Genomic DNA, 20902 nt, shown 5'->3' on the forward strand with positions numbered 1-20902 from the left:
GCTTCTCGCGGCATCACGGCATCTGCGTGACCCACGTCACACGGGGTTCCTGTCAGGAATCGGCCCGCTGTCCCGCTCATCCCACCGAGAGCCCAGCAACCGGCCAACCGACAGGAGCACCCCATGAAGCACCGCATCGTCGTCCTCGGCGCCGGCTACGCCGGTTCGGCCATGGCGGGCAGCCTGGCCCGCCGGCTGTCCCCGGAGGACACCGAGATCACCGTGGTCAACGCCGAGCCGGACTTCGTCGAGCGGCTGCGCCTGCACCAGGTGGCGGCCGGCCAGGAGATCGCGAGCCGCAAGCTCGCCGACCTCTTCGCGGGCACCGGGATACGGCTGCACCTGGGCCGGGTCACCCATCTCGACCCCGAGCGCCGGACCGTCATGGTGGCCGCAGACAACGGCCGCGCCGACGAGCTCGGCTACGACACCCTCCTCTACGCGCTCGGCAGCCGCGGTGACGACCGCGGAGTCCCCGGCGTCACCGACCACGCCTTCGACGTAGCCGCCCGGCCCTCGGCGCTGCGCCTGCGCGAGCGTCTGGACGGCCTGCCGACGGGCGGGACCGTCCTGGTCGTCGGCGACGGGCTGACCGGGATCGAGACCGCCACCGAGATCGCCGAATCCCGGCCCGGCCTGTCGGTGACGCTGATCGCCCGCGAGGAGCTGGGCGCCCGGCTGTCCGCCGGAGCCCGCGCCCACCTGCGCCGGGCCTGCGACCGGCTCGGCATCACGGTCCTGGAGCACACCGCCGTCGAAGCCGTCGAAGCGCGCCGGGTGCTGTGCGCCGACGGCGCCGCCCTGCCGTCCGACGCGACCGTGTGGGCGGCCGGGTTCGCGGTCGCCCCCCTCGCGGCCGACGCAGGGCTGGAGGTCACCGCGGACGGCCGGATCCTCGTCGGCCCCACCATGCGCTCGCTCTCGCACCCCGACGTCTACGCCGCCGGGGACGCCGTCCACACCCTCGGCGAGAACGGCCTGCCGCTGCCCATGTCCTGCGCCTCGGCCGGCTTCACCGCCATGCAGGCGGTCAAGGCCGTCGTGGGAAGCCTGACCGGCGCCGGGGTCGGCCACGTCAAGCTGGCCTACCCGGGCAACCACATCAGCCTCGGGCGGCGGGACGGGATCCTCCAGCTGGTCGACGGCGCCGCGCGGGCGAAGCCCACGTACACCGGAGGCCGGAAGGCCGCGCGGATCAAGGCGGGCATCCTCGGCATCTCGCTGTGGGGCGCCGCGCACCCGACCTTCGGGCTTCCCGTGCGGCGGCGACGCCTGGCCGCCGTGCCGGACGCATCCGCCCGCAAGGCGGTCGCGCAGTCGTCGTAGGGTGACCCGTATGGCGACCATCGGCGAAGACCCTTTCGACGTAGGCCTGTTCGAGGCCGGCCGCAACCGGCTGGCCTCGCTGGCGTACCGCCTGCTGGGCTCCGCCGCCGATGCCCAGGACGTCGTGCAGGACGCGTACCTGCACTGGCAGGCCGCCGACCGGCAGCAGATCAGGGTGCCGGAGGCATGGCTGACCAAGGTGGTCACCCACCTGTGCCTCGACCGGCTCCGCTCGGCGACGGCCCGCCACGAACGCACCGCCGGCGCCTGGTTCCCCGAACCGCTCCTCGAAGGCGACCCGATGCTCGGCCCGGCCGAGACCTACGAGCAGCGCGAATCGGTCTCCCTGGCCGTACTGACCGTCATGGAGCGCCTGTCACCCGTCGAGCGGGCCGTCTACATCCTGCGCGAGGCCTTCTCCTACGGCCACGCCGAGATCGCCGGGATCCTCGACATCACGGAGTCCGCGAGCCAGCAGCACCTGCACCGCGCCCGCACCCGCGTCACCGCCACGCGCCGCCGCGGCGCCGGGGAGGTCGACCCCGCTTCGGCGCGCAGGATCGTAGAAGAGTTCCTGACCGCCGCCACCTCGGGCCGTACCGAACGGCTGGTGGCCCTCCTCACCGACGACGTGGTCGTGCTCTCCGACGGCAACGGCCTCGCCAGGAAGCTGGTGCGCTACGAGACTCCGCGGCGGGTCGCCACCGTCCTGCGGGGCGGCTTCACCTCCACGCCCGCGAAGCGCCGGCTCGCCGGCGGCACGCTCGCTCTGCACTACGCGGTCGTCAACGGCGCCCCCGCCGTCCTCTTCGTCCTCGGCGAACAGGTCGTGGGCGCCACGACCTTCGAGGTCGCCGAGGACGGGATCACGGCCGTACGGGGCATCGCGGCCCCCGCCCGCATCCGGCGCCTCGCCGAGGCCTGGCGGCGGCAGGAACCGCAGGCAGCGCTGATCAGCGAGTGGTGACGCCGGTGACGTTGGGGTCCAGGACGAGCACGGCCGACCCGTCGAGCATCCACGCGTCGAACTCCTCCTGCGTCCCGTAGACCGGCTGCCCGCCGAACTGCCGGGTGAGCGCGGCGAGTTCCGCGAGGGCCTCGGCCGGGCGGTCGCCGGCCAGCGCGGACCGCACGCGGCCGAACCGGGGGAGCACCTCGCGGGCGACGTGGGCGTTCCGCTCCGCGGCCAGCTCCTCGGTCGCCCGGCGCAGGGCATCGGCCATGAGGACCGCCGTGGCGGCCTCCTGCTCCAGGAGCCGGATCCGGGCCTCCGCGGCGGAGTCCGCACGGGCCGCGAGGAGGGCGATCTGGAGCCCCTGGACGATGCAGGCGGCGGCCACCTGGCCCACCACCCCGCCCACCAGCGCCCCGACGACGGGCACGGGCAGCAGGGTCTGGCCGACCACGCCGCAGCCCCAGGCGAGACCGGTCGACACGGTCGCGGCCGCCGAGCGCGCGGCGAACTGCCCGGGACCGCAGTTCCCCCGTGCGAGGTCCAGCCCGGCCTCGGCCACGGCGAACGCCGCCTGCGCGGCGGCCCCCGGGAGCGTCCCGCCGCCCAGCGCCGCCGGCAGCCTGCCGGCAGCAGCGGCGATCCGTACGGCCTCGCCGAGCGCGGCCGTCGCGCCGGAGCGGGCGGCCCCGCCGACGGCGGAGCCGACCGCAGTGAAGGCGGCGACGGAGGCCGAGGTCTCGCCCGCCCGCACGCGCGCCGTCTCGCGTGCGACCGCGCCCACCCCGGCGGTGAGCCCGCCCAGCAGGGCGGCGGGCTTGGCGGCGGCGGCCATCTGCCGCGCCCCGGCGTGCGCGAACTTCCGGTTCGCCCACCCGAGCGGGTCGCGGGCCGCCCGGTGCGCCTCGTCGAGCGTGACGCCCTCGCTGCGGATGTCGCCGTATGCGAGGTGATCGGTCACCTGGGCGCGGGCGTCCTGGTAGTTCTCGTAGCGGAGTCCCTCCGACGGCAGGGTGAGCCGCTTGTCCAGGACGTTCTCCACCTCCGCCAGCCGGTCGGAGGCCACCAGGCGCTGCATGCCGTCGTAGTGCGGCCGGGCGAGCTGCTCCGCGGTGGCGGTCGCGTTCTGGTAGAGCTTCGCCTGCGCCTGCCCCACGACGCGGTCTCCGAGGAGCAGGTTCAGGTCGGCCGGGTCGGTCTGCGAACCGCCCGGAGCCCACTCGGTGGAGACGGCGCGCACCGCGGAGCCCTTCTCCGCGGCGGACAGGTTGAAGGACAGCTCGTGCATCACCTCGAAGAGGTGCCCCGCGCGCTGCTCGTTGCCGATGTTCACGTAGCGCTCGGCGAGGGCCTGCGCCGTCTTCCGGGTCCGCAGCGTCTCCAGCGTGGCGACGGCAAGGCGGCGCGTCGCGCCGTCGGCGAGGGCCCAGGCGGCGGCGTCCACGCCACCGGGGAGGGACCGGCCTGCGGAGTGCTCCGCATCCTCCTTGTCCTCCTTCCGGCTCACGGGGCGGCCACGAGCCCTCCGAGCCGGATGCGGGTGTCCTTCACCACGCGCTCCGACAAGTCGGTGACCTGCCCGTCCTCATCGACGAGCGGGGTCCCGAGTACGGCGACCAGCAGACCGGCCAGCCCGACCAGGACCGCCACCTCGGCGCGCTGCTCCGCCGTGTAGGCGTCGTAGTCCCGCTGACCGTCCACCAGGGCCCGGAAGGCGGGCAGCCGGCGCCGCATCTCCTTGCGGATCCCGTTCAGCAGCTGCCGCACCTGACGGCTGCGCTTGCCCGAGGCCGCGAACCGGGCCTCCCTGAGGCGGAGTTCGGCCGCGTGCTTCTTGAGCTCGGCCGCCACGGCACGCTGCTTGCGCTTGTCGTTGCGGCCCTTCCACTCGAAGAAGCCGCCCACCGCCAGCAGGACCGGCAGGGCCACGATGCCCGTCAGCACCGCCGTACCCGCCGCCACCCCGCCGCCGCCTGCCGCCAGCGAACCGCCGCCCAGCCAGGCGAGGGTGGCGCTCGTCGCGGCCGCTCCGGACAGGGCGGAGATGGCCGTCCCCGTGGATGCGGCGGCGAAGGCTCCCACCGCCGCGAACGTCAGCGCCCCCGCACCGGCCCCGACGGCGGCGCCGCCCGCCAGTGTGAGGACCGCCGTTACGGCGTCCAGCTGGATCCCGCTCAGTTCCGGGTCCGGCAGCTCCGCCTCCGTCGGCCGGGCCACGGCCGTCAGCTCGACCAGGTCCACGTTCTTCAGCCGGGAGAACACCTCGGCGAACGGCACGAGCGCCTTGCCGTAAGCCCTGCGCCGGGCCCGCTCCTGGGCCGCGCTCTCGGCGGCGAAACGCTCGGCGAGCCGCTCCTGCCGCTCGACCAGCCTCTTGCGCCGCTTCTCGTTCTTCCGCTCCAGCCCCATGGCGTCGAAGATGGCTATGCCCACCGAGCGGCTCCCCGTTCCCTGCGTCCTCTGCCTGCGCGACGCACGCCATTTTGCAGCACATGTCGGCAAAGGGCCGGTGCCTTCCGCTACTTGGACACCGGGCCGGGGTGCTCGGACGGGGGCCGTACGCCGAACCGGGAGCCACTGGCCGAAGCGGAGGCCGCACGGATCGAACGGCTCGGCATTCGCTGGCTCGCCCTGGGCTGAGGCAGCCGCCGCGGTCAGCGGCCGGTCCGGTCGCGGCTCAGGGCCCGACCGCCCAGGACGGTGCCGGTCAGCCCGAGCAGCAGGGCCACGTAGGCTCCGCCCAGCCCGTTGCCGGTGCCGAGTCCGCCCTCGGCGGTGGCCGCGACCAGCCCGCCGAGGAGCATGGCGACCACCCCCGCGACCCTGGCCGCGGTGGCCCAGAGCTGCGCGTTTCCGGTGCCGGGTCGCCTCAGCAGCAGCACGGCGACGGCCACGGCTGCCAGCCCCAGCAGCCCGCCGACGGTGGCTCCGAGCCGTCCGGCGCTGAACTCGGTGACGCCTGCGGCGAGCGGCTCGGCCGTGGCGGTGATCAGGTGACGAGCGGACATCAGGACACTCCTCCGGTGTGGTGTGGTCCGAGCATCCCGGCCGGGCCGCGGCAGGTCGTCCCGCGAACGCGGGCACTTCGCGCTGCCACGGCCGCGGCAGGCGGCGCGGAGCTACCACGCACGTGGTAGCCGCCCACTCGTCCTCGAGCGGGATCCGCCCGCGGCGGCCCCGGGCTACGGTGCGCGCATGAACAGAGCACGCTTCCGCCTCCGGCCCGGTGTCAGGGACTGGCTGACCGCCGTCGGCGTGACGGCGGCGCTGCTGGTCACCGCCCTGTCGGGACAGGGGCAGCACTCCGGCCCGCTCGGCTACGTGCTGCTGGCGGTCGGCGGCCTGGCGCTGGCGGCGGGCCGCCGTGCGCCGGTCGCCGTCCTCGCCGTCACCGGGGTCTGCGCGGTGGGCTACCAGGCGGCGGGCTTCGACGTGGCCGCCGTGGCGTTCCTCTTCGCGGTGTACGCGGCCATGCGGGCGGGGCACCGCGTCATCACGGCCGCGGTGAGCGTGACCGTACTGGCCGCCCTCCCCCTGGCCGCCCTCGCCGCGGGCCGGCACGACACGGGCGAGGCCTTCGCGCAGGCCCGGGGCGCCCTCCAGATCGCCTGGCTCATCGCGGCGGCCGCCGCCGGCGAAGCCCTCCGGCAGGCCGAACGGCGGGCCGACGAAGCCGAGCGCACCCGGGAGGAGACCGCGCGGCGCCGCGCCGACGAGGAACGGCTGCACATCGCGCGGGAGCTGCACGATTCGCTCACCCATCAGATCTCGGTGATCAAGGTGCAGTCCGAGGCCGCCGTCCACGTGGCCCGCAAGCGCGGCGAACCTGTCCCGGAGGCCCTGCTGGCCATCCGGGAGGCCGGCCGCGAGGCGTCCCGGGAGCTCCGCGCCACCCTGGAGGCCCTGCGCGACGACGACACCACACCGCCGCACGGCCTCGCCCACATCCCGGAACTGGTCGAACGGTCCAGCAGAACCGGCATCCGCACCACCCTGACGATCCAGGACCGTCTGCACGACGAGGTACCGGCCACCGTGGGCCGAACCCTCTACCGCATCGTCCAGGAGTCCCTCACCAACATCGCCCGCCACGCGGACGCCACCACGGCATCGGTCCACATCGGCCACCGCCCGGACGCCGTCACCCTCCGGATAGACGACGACGGCAAGGCCACACAGGCCGCCGCCCCCGAACCGGGCATCGGCCTGCTCGGCATGCACGAACGCGTCACCGCCCTCGGCGGCCGCCTCCGGGCGGCACCGCGCGCCGAGGGCGGCTTCACCGTCCGCGCCGAACTCCCCCTGCGGGGCACCTCGTGATCCGCGTCCTCCTGGTCGACGACCAGCCGCTCATCCGCAGCGGATTCCGCGCGTTGCTGGACCTCGAGGACGACATAGAGGTCGTGGCCGAGGCCGCCGACGGCCAGGAAGCCCTGACGCTCGCCCGGCAGCACCTGCCCGACGTCGCCCTCGTCGACATCCAGATGCCGGTCCTCGACGGCATCGGGACGACCCGGCGCATTGCGGCCGACCCGGCGCTGGCCGGCGTACGCGTCGTCATCCTCACCAACTACGGCCTGGACGAGTACGTCTTCCACGCCTTGTCCGCGGGAGCCGCCGGCTTCCTCGTCAAGGACATCGAGCCGGAGGACTTCCTGCACGCCGTACGCGTGGCCGCACGCGGCGACGCCCTCCTCGCCCCCGCGATCACCCGCAAACTCATCGACCGCTACGTCACCCAGCCGCCCCCCACCTCCCACCCGGCCACCGCGCTGTCCGGCCTGACCGCCCGGGAACGGGAGGCCGTCGTCCTGGTGGCACAGGGCCTCTCCACCGAAGAGCTGGCCTCCCGCATGGTGATCAGCCCCCTGACGGCCAAGACCCACATCAACCGCGCCATGACCAAACTCCACGCCCGAGACCGCGCCCAGCTGGTCATCCACGCCTACGAATCGGGCCTGATCACCCCACGGACCCCACACACCCCCTCCCGCTGACCTGGTGCGATCGTCCACTGGGGACGGCCCCCCGGGTCCGTCAGACTGCCCATATGACCGCCACCGAACAGACGACAGCCGTCCGATCCCCATCGGCGCCGCTCGTCTTCGCCGCCGGCGCGACGGTGGGCGTCCTCGGCGGCCTGATCGGTCTCGGCGGCGCCGAGTTCCGCCTCCCGCTCCTCATCGGCATGTTCGGCTTCGCGGCCCTGTCGGCCGTCATCCTGAACAAGGCGATGAGCCTGGTCGTCGTGATCACCGCCCTGCCGGCCCGCCTCGCCGCGGTCTCCTCCGGCGACCTCGGCGCCCACTGGGGCATCGCCGCCAACCTCCTGGCCGGCAGCCTCCTGGGCGCCTGGGCAGGAGCGTCCTGGGCGGTGAAGATGCGCTCGGCCACCCTCTACAAGGTCCTCGCGATCCTCATGGTGGGCATGGCCGCCGCCCTCGTCCTCACCCACACCACCACGGTCGGGTCCCTCGACCTCCCCGGCCCGGTCCAGATCGTGGCGGGCGTGCTGGCGGGCTTCGGCATCGGCGTGGTCGCCGCCCTCATGGGCGTCGCCGGCGGCGAGCTCCTGATCCCCACGATCGTGCTGCTCTTCGGCGCCGACATCAAGCTCGCGGGCAGCCTGTCCCTCCTGGTCTCCCTGCCCACCATGCTCGTCGCCTTCGCCCGCTACAGCCGCGACGGCAGCTTCGCCGTCCTCGGCTCCAACCTGCGCTTCGCCACCCTCATGGCAACCGGCTCGATCGCCGGCGCCCTCCTCGGAGGCCTCCTCCTGGGCGCGATCCCCGACCTGCTCCTGATCCCGGGCCTGGCGATCATCCTCCTCCTCTCAGCCCTCAAGGTCGCCCGCCACACCTGAAGCCCAACGCGCGCCCTCAGCGTTGTCAGTGCCGCCTTCTAGGGTCCCGGCATGACGACGTTCCGTTCCGGCTTCACGCTCTGGCAGATGGTCCGCGGGGCACGTGAGCTCACCGAGCATCCGAGCGTGCTGGAGCGCATCGACGCGGTGCTGCGCATCATGGGCCCGGCCCACGGCGGGACGGGATACGGCAAGGGCAGACCGCTGGTGAACGCCCTGGAGGACGTGGCTCAAGAGTCCGTCCTGTGCGAGGCCTTCGCCCTCGCCCAGCGTTTCCAGCGGTTCGCCGCCTACGCCGGCGGCGAGCTGTTCCTCGAAATCCTGGAGAACTACTACGACGCGGAGGCGCGGCATATCAGCGAGGAAGCCATGCGCAGGACGGTGGCCCTGGGCGCGGACCGGGCGGTGGCCGTGCTGGACGCCCTCTCCGAGGGCGACCCCCACGCCACGGTGGCCGACGCACGGGACCTCTTCCGCGGGATAGCCCTGTCCGTGGACCACTTGGGCATCGGCACCGGCGAGGGCGGCATCCGGCTGCCCACGCGGGAGCGGAGGCGGCTCCAGCAGTACGGCCACATGGAGCTGGTGCTGAGGAACCTGCCGCGCCCGGCCTCGGCCGAGGCCGCGCGGATGGTCGGCGACTTCCTGGCCGATGCCGACGCGGGGCTGCTCGCCCAGCTGCTGGAGCTGAAGGCCCGGAGAGCGGGTCTTGACGCTCTGCGCGCCGCGGTGGAGGACGGGACGAGCTCCGAGAGCACCCTCCACGCCCGCCTGAGGAATCAGGAGTGGATCTTCGGCGGCGCCTACGTCGCGGAGTTGGCCCGCCGGCAGTACACGGCGGACACGATCCTCGACATCCCGCTCCTGCGCGGCGACGGGTCCCTGCACGTGGTGGAGCTCAAGCGCGCCAACATCAAGGACCTGGTGATCCGCCGCAGCGGCCACCTCATGCTGGGAGCCGCGGCCCACCACGCGGTGTCGCAGGCGCAGAACTACCTCCGCACCATGGACGAGAACCGCGAGGCCATCCTCGCGCGGCACGGCGTCGACACCCGCAGAGCCTCGGCAACGGTCGTGATCGGCCACCCGCGCTACGTGAGCGGGGACATCACCCCCGAACACATCGCGGAGACGCTGCGCACCTACAACACCCACACCTCGCGCATCGAAGTGATCACGTACGAAGCCCTGCTGGAGTCGGCGGCCCGGATGCTGGCCCTCGCCTCAGCCCAGCAGGACCCCGACCAGCCCGAGGACCCCACACCATGACCGAAGGCGAACGCCCCACGATCGAACAGCTCACCAGAGGCGGCCCTCGGCGCCTAACAGGGTTTCCCGGCGCACCGGGTTGGGGCCGGTGACGGCTTCGTGGAGCGCCGGTCAGGCGGTCAGGACGACTGGTGCGGTGCCTCCAGGGCGTCGAGCCAGCCGAGGAGGCGGGCTCCCTCGCGGGTCATGATCTCCGGGTCGCGCAGGGCGTTGGCCAGGAGCGACATGCCCTGATAGGCGGAGATGAGGGTGACGGCGAGGTCGTCCGGGTCGGGCAGGCCCAGGGCGCGGAACTGCTGTCCGGCCCAGTCGAGCAGGCGTCGGATCACTGCCCCGGCCTCCGCGTCGAGGGTCCCGTCCGCACGCTTGTCGAGCTCGACGGCCAGGGTTCCGGTGGGGCAGCCGTAGCGGGCGGCGATGTCGCGCTGGCCGACCCAGGCCTCGATCAGGGCCTTGAGGCGGTCCCGGGGGTCGGTCATCTCGTCCAGCCGACGGGTGAGTTCGTCCAGGTGTGCGCTGTGCTCGGTCAGTGCGGCCCGGACCAGCTCGTCCTTGGTCTTGAAGTAGTAGTAGACGTTCCCGACAGGGACGTCGGCCACGCGCGCGATGTCGGCGAGGGTGGTCCGTTCGACGCCCTGCTCGTGCAGGACCTGGGCTGCCGCGGCCGTGAGCCGCCGGCGCTTGTCGGCTCCCCGTGCCACCCGGGGCTTCACTGAGTCAGTCACCCAACCAACTATAGACAGCGCCCCGGAGCGTCGTGTTAGGGTCCATTCAAGTCAGCCAACTAACTAAGTAGCTAACTGGGCTACTGACACGGGGGTCGCAATGATCGTGGTGACGGGTACCACCGGCAACATCGGGCGGACGCTGGTGCCGCTGCTGGCCGAGGCCGGCGAGGAGGTCGTGGCCGTCTCGCGGCAGCCGCAGCCCGCGGGGCTCCCGGCCGGCGTCCGGCACGCCCGGGCCGACGTCGGAGACGCCGCGAGCATGCGGCCGGTCCTCGACGGCGCCGACGCCTTCTTCATCCTGCTGGGCGGTGAGCTCAACGGCCACGGCGAGAGCCCGAAGGCCCTGTTGGACGCAGCCGGGGCCGCCGGGGTCAAGCGGGTCGTCCTGCTCTCCTCCCAGATCAACCGCACCCGCCCGGAGGCCCTCTCGCACACCCGCCTGCGCGAGTTCGAGGCCGCCGTGCGCGCGTCCGGCCCGGATTTCACCATCCTGCGCCCGGGCGGTTTCGCCTCCAACGCCTTCGCCTGGTCCGAGTCGGTCCGCACGAAGCGCACGGTCTTCGCCCCGTTCGGCGATGTGGCGCTGCCCGTCGTCGACCCGGCGGACATCGCCGGGGTCGCCGCTGCCGCGCTGTGCGAGGACGGCCACGCGGGCCGTACGTACGAGCTGACCGGCCCCGAGGCGATCAGCCCCCGGCAGCAGGCCGCGGCGCTGTCCGAGGCCTTGGGCGAGGAGGTGAACTTCGTCGAACTGTCCCGCGAGGATGCCCACGCCCGCATGGCGCAGTTCATGCCGCAGGAGGTCATCCCCGGCACCCTGGACGTCCTCGGCGTCCCGCTGTCGGCCGAGCGGGAGGTCAGCCCCGATGTGGAGAACGTCCTCCACCGTCCGGCCGGTTCCTTCGCCGAGTGGGTCGCACGCGCCCTGCCGGCCTTCAGGTAGACCCTGTTCCGGCAGCTCGACCCCACTCGTGTCAAGGGGGGTGGCCGCCCGCCCGTTCGGGGGGCGGGCGCAATGATCTTGCGTCCACGCCCTGGAAGAGTCGTACCCAAGCGACCGAGCGGCCCGTACGGGCCGGGTCACGACCGGGGGAAGACACATGTACCGCAAGCGCATCGCCACCGCAGTACTGCTCGCCGCAACAACCGTCGGAGCGTTCGTTCCCGCGGCGGCGGCCCGACCGATCGACCCCGTGCAGCGGCAGTTGGACCTGCTCGTCGACGCCGACAAGGTCCCGGGCGCCTTGGCCTACGACGGCCGGACGACGCGTACCGCCGGTGTCGCGGACCTCGACTCGGGCCGGCCGATGGTCGACGAGCGGGGACGGATCCGGCTGGCCAGCAACACCAAGGCGTTCACCGCGGCAGCGGTGATGCGCCTGGTGGCGGACGGGCGGATACGGCTCGACGACCGCGCCGGCCGGTACGTGCCCCAGCTCTCCGGGCACACGATCACGATCAGGCAGTTGCTCAAGCAGACCAGCGGGCTGCCGGAGTACACCGCGCTGGTCGACTGGACCCGGCCCGGTACGCCCGAGGACTACCTGGCCCTCGCGCTCAAGGAGGAGCCCGGCTTCGAGCCCGGCACCGGCTGGGGCTACTCCAACACCAACTACCTCGCGCTCGGCATGGTGATCGACAAGGCGTCGGGGGTCGGCTTCCGCACGTACATCGAGCGCACGATCCTGCGCCCGCTGCACCTGGACGACACCTACTGGCCTGCGCCCGGCGAGCTGTCCCTGCGCGGACCGCACGCCCGCAACTACGGCATCCATCCGGCCGCCCCGGAGGCCGGCCGGATGGATCTGACCGAGCTTCCCGGGTACGAGTTCGGCGCCTCCGGCGGCCTCGTCTCCACGCCCGAGGACCTCAACGCCTTCTGGGACGGACTGTTCGGCGGCCGCATCCTGCCCGGCTGGGCGGTCCGCCAGATGACCCGGGACACCACCGCGGTCGGCGGCCGCGACGTCTACCCGGCGGGCAGCCGCTACGGCTACGGCATCGCCTCGATCCCCCTCAGCTGCGGCGGCGTCTACTGGGGCCACGGCGGCGACCTGCCCGGCAACTCCGTGGCCGGAGGCCGTGCCACGTCAGGCCGCGGCACCGTGACCGTCTACACCACTACCTGGGCAGCCGAAGGCGAAAGCCTGCGCCACCTCCAAGGCGCAGTGGACGCAGCCCTGTGCACCAAGCGCCGCTAGCCTCCCGGCGCAGCCGTCCATGAGCCAATGCGGCGCCCCGTGAGGGGACTTGGAGTCGGCGGCGGCCTGCCGAACGCAATGCTGTGCCCCGGTCGCGAGAGGCGGCCGGGGCACAGTTCGTTGGACACCGGGATCGGTCAGACGCCCGCTCCGGCCTCCGCGCCGTTCCGGGCCAGCCGGTTCACGGTGGCGATGACTTCCTCGGCGAGGGATTCCGTGTCGCCGATGGTGAGGTAGGTGACGTCGGCGACCGTGTGGAGGCCGCGGACGAGGAAGGCGTAGTCCACTCCGTCTTCGAGGAGGAGGACGATCGGCTTGCCGAGGGCCGAGGCCCAGCCGATCTCGATGTGGGTGCCGGGGGAGGCGGGGTGGCCGGGGAAGGCGACGAAGACCGTGCTCGCGGAGATCTCGTCGTAGTCCAGGCGGGTGCACTCGTCGGGGGTGAGGAACTTCGCGCCCCAGGACTCGCGGCGGTGGGCGTTGTAGACCTGGTAGTCCTCGGCCTCCAGACGTTCGATGAGCGTCTCGAAGCGGGTGCGGGCCTCGGTGTTCATGGCGCCGTCCGCGTCGACGAGGGCCTTGAAGGGGCCGCCGAGGAAGACGCTGCGGGTCTGCTGGACGGCTGCGGTGGCGGTGGGGGCTGCGGTCGTGGTGGTCACTGCTTGACTCCCGTGACGATGTGGAACGGCGGTTGGGCGGTCTCGGCCGGGTCCGGTCCGGGCAGGGCCGAGGGTTCGGTGAGGAGGGGTTCCTCGACGGTCAGGTCGATGAAGCCGGCCCCGGTCAGGACGTCGAGGTAGGTCTGGCGGGGCCAGTGGTGGTCGATGAGTTCCAGGGGCTCACGGCCGCCGGGCTGGTCGAGGAGGACCTGGCGGCGCTCGCCGGGGGCGTAGGTACGGCCGGGTTCGCCGCTGCGGAAGGTGGAGAAACGGACGCCCGTGGTGGCCGGGTTGGTGTCGAGGACCGCGTAGCGCCCGCCTGGGCGCAGGACGCGGTGGACCTCGGCGGCGATCTCGTGCAGGACCGGTACTTCGCCGACGTTGATGAAGACGTAGCAGGACATGGCCGCGTCGATCGAGTCGTCGGCGAGGAAGGCCAGTTTGCCGCTGTCGATCTGCCGGTAGTCGATGCGGGGGTGCGGACGCAGGGTCTGGCCGATCTCCAGCATGCGGGGGGAGATGTCGGCGGCCACGACCCGGACGTCGGCGCAGGATTCGGTGACGCGGGTGGCGACCTTGCCGGGGCCGCAGCCGTAGTCCAGGACCGTCCGTACGGCAGGGCCGCCGATGCCGAGGGCGCTGAAGACGGCCGGGTAGCCGATGAGGCGCTCGGGGAGGTCGTCGTAGGCGTCGAAGCCGTCGGCGATCGAAGGGGTGGACTGCCAGTGGGTGCTGGTCGTCATGGCGGGAGCCTTTCAGCCTGCGACGGGGACGGGTGCGGGTGCGGGGGAGATGCTCGGCCAGCGCTCTTCGACCAGCCGGCGGTAGAGCGGCCACAGGAGCGCCAGCCGCTCCTCGCCGACGTGTTCCTTGCTGCGGATGCGGCGGTGGATTTCGAAGAGGACCAGCACCTGGGTCCAGTACTCGGGCAGCCCGTGGGTGCGCGGATCGGCCGCGAGCCGGTGCCGGCCGGTGCGCAGCTGCTCCTCCACGGCCAGCACCTCGCGTACGTAGGGCCAGTTGTCGCCCTCCGGCATGGAGGGGAAGTCCCGGGCCGGGGGCTCGTCGGCGGCCGGATCGGCGAGGACCTCCAGGGCCCGGACGTGGTCGGGGTCGTAGAGGTGCAGGGAGCCGACCTGGTGGACGTACGAGCCGAGGGGGACGCCGAGTTCGCGGGCGAGCATCTCCTGGAGGAAGGTGAAGGAGAAGACGTCGCTGGTCATGCCGCGGTAGACGTCGTTGGCCCGCATGAACCCCACGCCGTGCAGGGCGCCCTCGCGCAGCAGGAACTGCAGGCCGAGGGTGCAGGAGACGTCCGGATTCCCCGCGACCTGGAGTTCCTCGCCGCGGAAGATCTGGATGACGGCCCGCTTGGAGTCCGGATCCTCCCGGAGCGTCTCCACGACGGCCGGCCACTGGTCGGGCCTGCCCTCGGAGGCCCCGAACAGGGCACGTCCGTAGGCGGTTCCCGTCAACCGGCGCCCGTCGGCGGAGTACTTGCGGATACTGGGCGCGTAGTACGCGATGAAGTCCAGGTCGTCCCGCCCGGCCAAGTACCACAGGGCCTCGGCGAAGTTGAAGACGATGTTCAGGCGCCGGGCAGGGACGAGGGGCACCCGCTGGTCCGCCCGAGCGAGCCGGAACCGGACGCCGAGCTGCTCGCGGCTGGCGTAGCCGCGCGGAGCATTGCGGTACGCGGGCTCCTCGATCAGCGACCGCAGCATGCGCGGGTAGGCCTGGTGAAAGGTTTCGAAGTCCACGGGGTCGCTCTCTGCCGACGAGGATGATCCACTCCGCCGGAACGTACTGGCCTCCGGCCCCGGCCTTCCCGTCCGACAGGATCCGTACCTCCATGGACCAACAGGAAGAACCGCAGGTCAGAGGCGATCGAGTAGCCCGGATGGCAGAACCGGGCCCCAGCCCGATACGTCGGGTACCGCCCGCCCATCGGGTGAACTGCTGATCCGGACGCACGGCATCACCGCAGGTCAAGAGCGAGAGAAACGTCAATTCGACTATGTGGAGCCGGTATCCGGCATTGACGGTGCTGTGACTGTGTGACGATCTTGCGCCGGAGGCCGTCGAACCCTCGACGGGCGGTTCCTGGAGGTCCCGATGGCCAGTGGTGAGATGTCGGCAGCGGTGCTCCGAGCCCTGGGCAAGCCCCTCGAAATCGAAACCAGGGCCCGGCCCGTCCCCGGTCCCGGGCAGGTCCTGATCCGGGTCCTGGCGGCCGGGCTGTGCCACACGGACCTCCACCTGGCCGACGGCTCCGCCGTCACCCCACCGCTGCCCATCGTCCTGGGGCATGAGATCGCCGGCGAGATCGCCGAGATCGGACCGGGCGTCACGGCGGCTCCGGGCGACCGGGTCCTCGCCTACTACTACGAGGGCTGCGGCCACTGCACGTGGTGCGCGGACGGCTCGGAGAACCTCTGCCCGGCCCCCGCGGCCAAGGTCGGCTTCGACTCCGACGGCGGACTCTGCGAGTACTACCTGGCCGGCGCCCGCTCCCTCGTGCCGATCGCGGACACGGTCTCCTTCGCCGAGGCCGCCGTCCTCGGCTGCTCGGGAACGACCGCCGTCCGCGTCGTCCGCTCCGTCGCCCGCACCGCCCCCGGCGAAACCCTCACGGTCATCGGCGCCGGCGGGGTCGGTCTCGCCGTCGTCCAGGTCGCCGTCGCCGACGGAGCCCGCGTCATCGCCGTCGACCCCCACGCCCCGAGCAGGGAACAGGCCCGCCGGTACGGGGCCCACGCCGTGGTCGACCCGCTGGCGGTCGACCCGGTCGCCGCCGTCCACGATGCGACGGAGGGGGCGGGCTGCGACGTGGTGGTCGACACGGTCGGCAACGCGCACACCCCCGGCCAGGCCGTACGCATGACGGGAACCCGCGGCCGCGTCGTCCTGGTCGGCTACACGGGCAAGCCCGCGACCCTCGACGTCCTCGACGTGGTCGTACGGGAATCCGAGATCCGCGGTTCCGTGGGCGCCACCCTCGCCGACGCCCACACCGTGATGCGGATGGCCGAAGACGGTCTCATCCGCGGGCACGTGGAAGCCGAGTACCCCCTGGCCCAGGTCAACGAGGCCCTGGCCCGCCTCGCCGCCGGCGAGGTCACGGGCCGCCTGGTCGTCACTCCCTGAAGGCAGCCTCCGGTGAACGCCTCGGGCCAGTGATTTCCGGTGAGTTGGTGCACGGAGAGGCCACGGCAGGAGTAGAGAGCCCAGACAACGACGAAGCCCCAGGTCGCTGACCTGGGGCTTCGTTCAAGAGCGGTCAGCTGACGACGAGTGTCCCCTTCATGTCCGGGTGGACGGAGCAGTAGAAGGAGTAGCTGCCGGGCTTGGACGGTGCAGTGAAGGTGCCGGACGCGCCGCCTTCGATCGTGCCGGTGTCGAAGGCGTAGCCCTCGGTGGCGGTCAAGGTGTGCGGAGCAGAGTCCTCGTTGATCACGGTGACCTTTGCGCCGGCGGCTACCTTGACGTCCGCAGGGATGAATTTGAAGTCCTTGATGCGAACTTCCGTACCCTCGACCGTCACGGTCGACGTGCCGACGGGTGGGGACAGGGGCGCGGCGCTGGTGCTCGTGACGCCGACGATGGCGAACAGGGCGCAGGCGGCGCCGACCGCTGCTCCCCGCGTGCGGTTGCGAATGAGGCGGGAACGGGTGAGCGACATGGCCACCCCTCTCATGGATCCGTGATGGGCTTGATGGCTCCCCCGAGCCGGGCCTCGGCCCCGCAGATGTGCCAGGGCAGGGCGGCGCCGCAGCTGGTGTCGGCTCGGGAACGGAAGGCTCCCGTTCGGACCTGAGCCGCTCCCCTCCATTGTCCCAGGCCCCCGCTACCGGGGCATTTCGTAGCGGAGACTCGATCGCGTGTCCGGACCGCGGCCGCTTTTCGGACCCGGTGCAATGGGGCTTTCAATCCGTGTACGGCAGCCAGGCGTTGTTGTTCGCGTTGTACCAGTAGCTGCGGCCGGCGTTCTGGGCGACCGTGCGGAAGGGGCGGCCGTGGTCGTCGATGCGGGTGGTGCCCTGGCGGTCGCCACTGCTCCAGGCCAGCTCCAGGTACCAGCTGACGTCCTGACCGAGTGTGGCGGCGTCGATGTTCAGCACCTGGGGGTCGGTGGCGGAGACCTTGTACGGGAAGTCGGTCGAGGCCGTCGGCCGCTCGCCCTCCTTGCCGGGTACGGGCCTGGCCCTCGGGGAGGCGTCGTCCAGGTTCACGGCGAAGGACGCCGGCACCAGCGTGCCGCCGCAACCGGAGCCCATGGTGTACGCGTTCCAGCCGGGAGCCTTGCGGGCGCTCACGACATGGACGTACAGCGCGTGCAGGACCGCGGGCTTGCCCTCGGTGCCGTGGACGGTCAGCTCCATGCGCAGGTGCCCCGCCGGGACGGCGTTCAGGGCCCGGGCCCACCCTTCGGTCGCCTGCCCGGCGGGGGGCGGGGGGACCGTGCCGGGTGCCTTGTCCAGGGCGAACCACTGGTCGCAGGGGCTGTCCCAGTTGTCGGGCAGGACGTTGACCGTGAACGGGGCCGTGGGGGAGGCGCCTTCCTCGGCGGTGGCGTGAGAGGTCGACGTTGCCGAGGGGGACGCGGAGGGTGCCGAGGGAGACGAGGGCCCGGGGCTGGACGGGGGCGCGGGATCGGCTGTGGGCGTGGGCGACGACGACCCGCCGGAGGGCAGGGCCGGGCCCGCCTCCGCCCGCTCGTGCGAGGACGACTGGACGGCACCGTGGCGCGTGCCCCCGTTCCCCGCATCTCCCATGGCGGAGACGGCTGCGGCGGTCCCCGCCACCGCGGCGGTGGCCACGGCTGCCGCAACGGCGAGCAGCAGCCGAGGCCGCCGGGCCCCGAGTACGGAGGCCCGGGCGGTGCCCGTCTGGACAAGGGCGTCGGGGGCGTGTGCGGGGGCCTCCGTTACCGGTGCGGGGGCCTGGGCGGGGGCGGGGGCCTCCGCCGGTGCCGGCGCGGGGCCGGTCTCCGCCTGAGGCCGGACCTCCGAAGCCTCCCCGACCTCTCCAGCCACCACCACCGCCGATGCGGGCGGCACCGCCGGTGCGGCGTCACCGTCCCGGGGCGCCGCGGAGTCCGCCGCCCCCGAACCCGGGGCCTGCCCCTCCGTCACCCCCCGTCGCCGCTCCACCAACGCCAGCAGCCACTGCTGGTGCAGCGCGAGCAGTTCCTCGGCCGACGCACCGCAGACTCGGGCGAACCGCTCCACCGGGGCGTACTCCGTGGGCACGGCCGCGCCGCTGCAGTAGCGGTGCAGCGTCGAGTTGCTGGAGTGCAGACGCTTCGCGAGAGTGCCGTAGCTGCGTCCCGAGCGCTCTTTGAATTCGCGCATCAGCTCCGCGAACCGCTCCGTCTCCGTGGCCATTCCACCCTCCCCCTCATCCCGGAAGCACGTTCCAGGCTCACCCGATTGCCCAGGTGAAAGGGGTCGGGAGCGTTACAGGGTTCCTACTATCCCGGTCCGGACGCCACTGGGACAAAACCGGCCCCACAGTTGCGTCATCAGCCCGTCGGTCCGCCGACCGGCACAGCAGCCCCACCCAACGTCTCGTCAGGCGGGAAGCGGAAGCCTCCGTCTGACGACCGCACCGACACGGAGAGTTCCCCATGCGCACCTACCGACTCCGCACCATCGCCCTGGCCACCGCCACCGCCGGCCTCGCTCTGGCCCTGACCGCCTGCGGCGGCTCGGACAGCGCCGGTGGGCCGACCGCGAACCCCGCCGCGACCAAGAGCGCGGACAAGCCGGTCTCGACCGGGACCGTGACGCCGTCCGGGGAAGGCGCCTCCGCCGCCCCGTCCGCCGGCAAGGTCACGGGAAACGGCGCGGCCACCGTCACCCCGGCGAAGGCCGGTTCGGGCGGCAAGGCCACGGGGGACACCACCGGTGACTCCTACGCCTACACCCACCCCTGCTCGGCGCGCCAGCTGACCGTCAAGGTCACTTCCCCGAAGGGCACTCCGGCCACCGTCCGCGTCATCACCGTGACCAACAACGGTTCCACCTCCTGCGGTCTGGACTACTTCCCCACCGTCGGCTTCAGCGCCAAGGGCAGTGCGCTCGGTATCCAGGCCACTGCCCCCGGCGGACTGGGCGGCGCCCCGGCGTACCCGGTGCGCCCCGGCGCCACCGCGTACGCGGCCGTGGACCTCAACCCGTCGGGCGCCAACGGCCCCCTGGCCGACGAGGTCAACATCCTGGCCGACAAGGAGCACATGCCGAACGCGGACGGCGTCAGCCTCCAGCTGGCCAAGCCGGGCAGCGTCGCCAACCCGAAGGTCGGCCTGTACCGCACCAACGCCCGCGAAGCGCTGAACGCCTTCTGAACGGACTACCACGCTGAGACGGACAGTGATGGCCTGCATCATTTCGACTACGGAGCGCGGCACACGGGGACGCCCGTCCCCGGCGTGGCGGCGCCGGGAGGCGAGCCATCCCTTCAGTGCCGAGGATGGGCGCGCCCTCCACCCCGTCTGCGGTCGAGGTGCCGAGTGGGAGCACGCATTCCTTCCGGTACCTGGCCGCCGGTGATGACCGGTTCAACGACGAGGGCGCCGGCGCTGTCATCGCACTTCTCGTGTGGAACGCGTTGAGGGGCCCTAGTGCCGTCCGGCACTAGGGCCCCGAAGGAACTGCTACACCATCTGCCGACCCCAGTACTGCGTCGGCCTGCTGTTTCCGCGGACCTGACCTGCTTGCTGTCGGGGGCGCGGGGATCGCGGTTGCTTGACCGGAGACCACCTCACTATCGATGTCCTGCGGTACCCGGGCTCAGCCCTTCGGCCCGGGCGATCCTGATGGCGGTCAACTCCTCCGTTCTTCCCTCTGATGGAACCGATCACTTGCCAAAAGGGGACTGCGTACTGCTGGTGATGCGAACTGCTCGGCGGCCTGGGGCAGCGCCGCTCTTCGGCAGCCAGCCCCGTCGCCCATCCTGCGTCTGCTCTGGCTTGGAACCCCACTGCCGAACGTCCCGGTACGCGCGCCCGCAGCCGACGCCTTTACCGAGGTACTGCTCACTGACTCCACTGCTGGTACTGCGAACTGCACTTACTGAACTGCCACTGCGTCAACTGCGGTACTGCTCGCGGCAGCCCCTGATCACTGCGGGCCGCCCGGTCCGGTCGCCAGTCCCGTCGCCGTCGTGCAACAACCATGGCTTCGGAACTCCACCACCGCACCGTCCTACGCACTGCGTGTACTGATGCCCGGCAGTTCGTCTCTCCGGGCCTTGCTCGATCTCGGCTACGAGAGAAACCATAGCCACGCCACAATCAAATGTCTACTCCGGCCGCTACAGATTTTCGCGTGTTCGACGAGGAGGTAATCGGGTTCGAACGCGGCCTGCATGACTGCGCGGGCAGCCAGGGCAGGGCGGGCAATAGAATCGGCCTTCATGTCGAAGCCTGACGAGCTGCTCGTGAACGTCGCCGCCCTGGTGGAGTCCGGGCAGAGCAACCAGATGTCCCTGACCGTGGTCACCGGTGGTGCTGTCATCACCGGCCGGCTCGCCCCCGAAGCCGTATGGAGGGAGCGGGTGTCGGAGGTGCTGAGGGATTCCGCCCGCCTGGGCGAGTTCGCCGCCATCTTCACTGCCACGACACCCCACGAGGGGCCGCCCACGCATCTGCACTTCCATGTGGCGCGGATCCTGCAGGGAACCGTGGGCATCCCGGAGACGGGCGGGATGTACCGCATCTCGATCGAGGACGTCAGCGCCTGGACCGTGGGCGACTTCAGCTACTCCGACAGCTGACTCGCGGCTACGGCGAGCACCCGCCGCAGCCGTGAGGGCCCGACCTGGCGGGTCTTGGTCGGGCCCTCACGGCTGTCACGGAGCGGCGAACCCGCCTCAATCCTGGAGGCAGGCGTCACGGAGCG

General features: G+C 72.3%; 20 protein-coding genes. 11 read left to right on the forward strand and 9 right to left on the reverse strand.

Translation table 11 applies throughout. The features are described from left to right. Nucleotides 1–123: 123 nt before the first annotated feature. Together NLX94_RS10355 and NLX94_RS10360 are read left to right on the forward strand one after the other, a co-directional pair. Nucleotides 124–1326 (forward strand): NAD(P)/FAD-dependent oxidoreductase, encoded by a 1203-nt coding sequence (locus NLX94_RS10355; protein WP_254382330.1) that lies wholly within the window; start codon nt 124–126, stop codon nt 1324–1326. A gap of 10 nt (nt 1327–1336) precedes the next feature. Then, on the forward strand, nt 1337–2293 hold the full coding sequence (locus tag NLX94_RS10360) for a sigma-70 family RNA polymerase sigma factor (RefSeq protein ID WP_254382331.1): 957 nt from the start codon (nt 1337–1339) through the stop codon (nt 2291–2293). Here NLX94_RS10360 and NLX94_RS10365 read toward each other — a convergent pair. From NLX94_RS10365 to NLX94_RS10375, 3 genes are all read right to left on the reverse strand, one after another. Next, nucleotides 2280–3785 carry a hypothetical protein gene (locus NLX94_RS10365; protein ID WP_254382332.1) on the reverse strand — a complete coding sequence of 502 codons (1506 nt, stop codon included), beginning with the start codon at nt 3783–3785 and terminating at the stop codon, nt 2280–2282. The genes NLX94_RS10360 and NLX94_RS10365 overlap by 14 nt on opposite strands. Beyond that, on the reverse strand, nt 3782–4711 hold the full coding sequence (locus NLX94_RS10370; RefSeq protein ID WP_254382333.1) for a hypothetical protein: 930 nt from the start codon (nt 4709–4711) through the stop codon (nt 3782–3784). The genes NLX94_RS10365 and NLX94_RS10370 overlap by 4 nt, the downstream gene beginning before the upstream one ends. Nucleotides 4712–4932: 221 nt before the next feature. Further along, nucleotides 4933–5286, reverse strand: coding sequence for a DUF6223 family protein (locus NLX94_RS10375; RefSeq protein ID WP_254382334.1), 354 nt, complete (start codon nt 5284–5286; stop codon nt 4933–4935). 187 nt (nt 5287–5473) lie between these two features. Here NLX94_RS10375 and NLX94_RS10380 point away from each other — a divergent pair, with 187 nt between their 5' ends. From NLX94_RS10380 to NLX94_RS10395, 4 genes are read left to right on the forward strand one after another with little or no spacing between them, the layout of a single operon-like run. After that, nucleotides 5474–6598 carry a sensor histidine kinase gene (locus tag NLX94_RS10380; protein ID WP_254382335.1) on the forward strand — a complete coding sequence of 375 codons (1125 nt, stop codon included), beginning with the start codon at nt 5474–5476 and terminating at the stop codon, nt 6596–6598. Beyond that, the gene (locus tag NLX94_RS10385) at nt 6595–7275 is read left to right on the forward strand and encodes a response regulator transcription factor (RefSeq protein ID WP_254382336.1); all 681 of its coding nucleotides are present in this window, start codon (nt 6595–6597) and stop codon (nt 7273–7275) included. The genes NLX94_RS10380 and NLX94_RS10385 overlap by 4 nt, the downstream gene beginning before the upstream one ends. Before the next feature lie 53 nt (nt 7276–7328). After that, nucleotides 7329–8141, forward strand: a complete 813-nt coding sequence (locus tag NLX94_RS10390) for a sulfite exporter TauE/SafE family protein (protein ID WP_254382337.1) — start codon at nt 7329–7331, stop codon at nt 8139–8141. Between the two features lie 51 nt (nt 8142–8192). Next, on the forward strand, nt 8193–9410 hold the full coding sequence (locus tag NLX94_RS10395; RefSeq protein WP_254382338.1) for a Shedu anti-phage system protein SduA domain-containing protein: 1218 nt from the start codon (nt 8193–8195) through the stop codon (nt 9408–9410). Between the two features lie 119 nt (nt 9411–9529). Here the strand turns inward: NLX94_RS10395 and NLX94_RS10400 are convergent, their stop codons facing one another. Then, a complete protein-coding gene (locus NLX94_RS10400; protein WP_254382339.1) occupies nt 9530–10135 on the reverse strand; it encodes a TetR/AcrR family transcriptional regulator in 606 nt (201 codons plus the stop codon). A gap of 100 nt (nt 10136–10235) precedes the next feature. On the opposite strand from NLX94_RS10400, the gene NLX94_RS10405 reads away from it, so the two are divergent. Further along, complete coding sequence (locus NLX94_RS10405; protein WP_254382340.1) at nt 10236–11081, forward strand: SDR family oxidoreductase; 846 nt, start codon at nt 10236–10238, stop codon at nt 11079–11081. Nucleotides 11082–11238: 157 nt separating this feature from the next. Beyond that, nucleotides 11239–12339 carry a serine hydrolase gene (locus tag NLX94_RS10410; RefSeq protein WP_254382341.1) on the forward strand — a complete coding sequence of 367 codons (1101 nt, stop codon included), beginning with the start codon at nt 11239–11241 and terminating at the stop codon, nt 12337–12339. A 137-nt stretch (nt 12340–12476) separates the two neighbouring features. On the opposite strand, the gene NLX94_RS10415 is transcribed toward NLX94_RS10410, so the two are convergent. The 3 genes from NLX94_RS10415 to NLX94_RS10425 are packed head-to-tail and all read right to left on the reverse strand — an operon-like array spanning nt 12477 to nt 14758. Then, entirely contained in the window at nt 12477–12998 is a 522-nt protein-coding gene (locus tag NLX94_RS10415; protein WP_254382342.1) for a nucleoside 2-deoxyribosyltransferase domain-containing protein, read from the reverse strand. Beyond that, entirely contained in the window at nt 12995–13741 is a 747-nt protein-coding gene (locus NLX94_RS10420) for a class I SAM-dependent methyltransferase (protein WP_254382343.1), read from the reverse strand. The genes NLX94_RS10415 and NLX94_RS10420 overlap by 4 nt, the downstream gene beginning before the upstream one ends. A 12-nt stretch (nt 13742–13753) precedes the next feature. Then, entirely contained in the window at nt 13754–14758 is a 1005-nt protein-coding gene (locus tag NLX94_RS10425) for a thymidylate synthase (protein ID WP_254382344.1), read from the reverse strand. Nucleotides 14759–15113: 355 nt separating this feature from the next. Between NLX94_RS10425 and NLX94_RS10430 the strand changes: the two genes are divergently transcribed. Continuing rightward, entirely contained in the window at nt 15114–16145 is a 1032-nt protein-coding gene (locus NLX94_RS10430; RefSeq protein ID WP_254382345.1) for an alcohol dehydrogenase catalytic domain-containing protein, read from the forward strand. A 133-nt stretch (nt 16146–16278) separates the two neighbouring features. Here NLX94_RS10430 and NLX94_RS10435 read toward each other — a convergent pair whose 3' ends face one another. Both NLX94_RS10435 and NLX94_RS10440 read right to left on the reverse strand, forming a co-directional pair. Beyond that, complete coding sequence (locus NLX94_RS10435) at nt 16279–16680, reverse strand: cupredoxin domain-containing protein (protein ID WP_254382346.1); 402 nt, start codon at nt 16678–16680, stop codon at nt 16279–16281. Between the two features lie 244 nt (nt 16681–16924). Beyond that, entirely contained in the window at nt 16925–18385 is a 1461-nt protein-coding gene (locus NLX94_RS10440) for a helix-turn-helix transcriptional regulator (protein ID WP_254382347.1), read from the reverse strand. Between the two features lie 242 nt (nt 18386–18627). Here NLX94_RS10440 and NLX94_RS10445 point away from each other — a divergent pair, with 242 nt between their 5' ends. Both NLX94_RS10445 and NLX94_RS10450 read left to right on the forward strand, forming a co-directional pair. After that, complete coding sequence (locus tag NLX94_RS10445; RefSeq protein WP_254382348.1) at nt 18628–19347, forward strand: DUF4232 domain-containing protein; 720 nt, start codon at nt 18628–18630, stop codon at nt 19345–19347. Nucleotides 19348–20417: 1070 nt separating this feature from the next. Beyond that, on the forward strand, nt 20418–20777 hold the full coding sequence (locus tag NLX94_RS10450) for a hypothetical protein (RefSeq protein ID WP_254382349.1): 360 nt from the start codon (nt 20418–20420) through the stop codon (nt 20775–20777). Nucleotides 20778–20902: the final 125 nt, after the last annotated feature.

The sequence above is a fragment of the Streptomyces sp. TBY4 genome (assembly GCF_024213195.1).
Lineage (GTDB): Bacteria > Actinomycetota > Actinomycetes > Streptomycetales > Streptomycetaceae > Streptomyces.

Excerpts from the sequence above, each read along its gene's own strand:
- NLX94_RS10355 (WP_254382330.1), top strand. The coding sequence starts at position 124 with ATGAAGCACCGCATCGTCGTCCTCGGCGCCGGCTACGCCGGTTCGGCC.
- NLX94_RS10360 (WP_254382331.1), top strand. The coding sequence starts at position 1,337 with ATGGCGACCATCGGCGAAGACCCTTTCGACGTAGGCCTGTTCGAGGCC.
- NLX94_RS10375 (WP_254382334.1), bottom strand. The coding sequence starts at position 5,286 with ATGTCCGCTCGTCACCTGATCACCGCCACGGCCGAGCCGCTCGCCGCA.
- NLX94_RS10380 (WP_254382335.1), top strand. The coding sequence starts at position 5,474 with ATGAACAGAGCACGCTTCCGCCTCCGGCCCGGTGTCAGGGACTGGCTG.
- NLX94_RS10390 (WP_254382337.1), top strand. The coding sequence starts at position 7,329 with ATGACCGCCACCGAACAGACGACAGCCGTCCGATCCCCATCGGCGCCG.
- NLX94_RS10395 (WP_254382338.1), top strand. The coding sequence starts at position 8,193 with ATGACGACGTTCCGTTCCGGCTTCACGCTCTGGCAGATGGTCCGCGGG.
- NLX94_RS10405 (WP_254382340.1), top strand. The coding sequence starts at position 10,236 with ATGATCGTGGTGACGGGTACCACCGGCAACATCGGGCGGACGCTGGTG.
- NLX94_RS10410 (WP_254382341.1), top strand. The coding sequence starts at position 11,239 with ATGTACCGCAAGCGCATCGCCACCGCAGTACTGCTCGCCGCAACAACC.
- NLX94_RS10420 (WP_254382343.1), bottom strand. The coding sequence starts at position 13,741 with ATGACGACCAGCACCCACTGGCAGTCCACCCCTTCGATCGCCGACGGC.
- NLX94_RS10430 (WP_254382345.1), top strand. The coding sequence starts at position 15,114 with ATGGCCAGTGGTGAGATGTCGGCAGCGGTGCTCCGAGCCCTGGGCAAG.
- NLX94_RS10435 (WP_254382346.1), bottom strand. The coding sequence starts at position 16,680 with ATGTCGCTCACCCGTTCCCGCCTCATTCGCAACCGCACGCGGGGAGCA.
- NLX94_RS10440 (WP_254382347.1), bottom strand. The coding sequence starts at position 18,385 with ATGGCCACGGAGACGGAGCGGTTCGCGGAGCTGATGCGCGAATTCAAA.
- NLX94_RS10445 (WP_254382348.1), top strand. The coding sequence starts at position 18,628 with ATGCGCACCTACCGACTCCGCACCATCGCCCTGGCCACCGCCACCGCC.
- NLX94_RS10450 (WP_254382349.1), top strand. The coding sequence starts at position 20,418 with ATGTCGAAGCCTGACGAGCTGCTCGTGAACGTCGCCGCCCTGGTGGAG.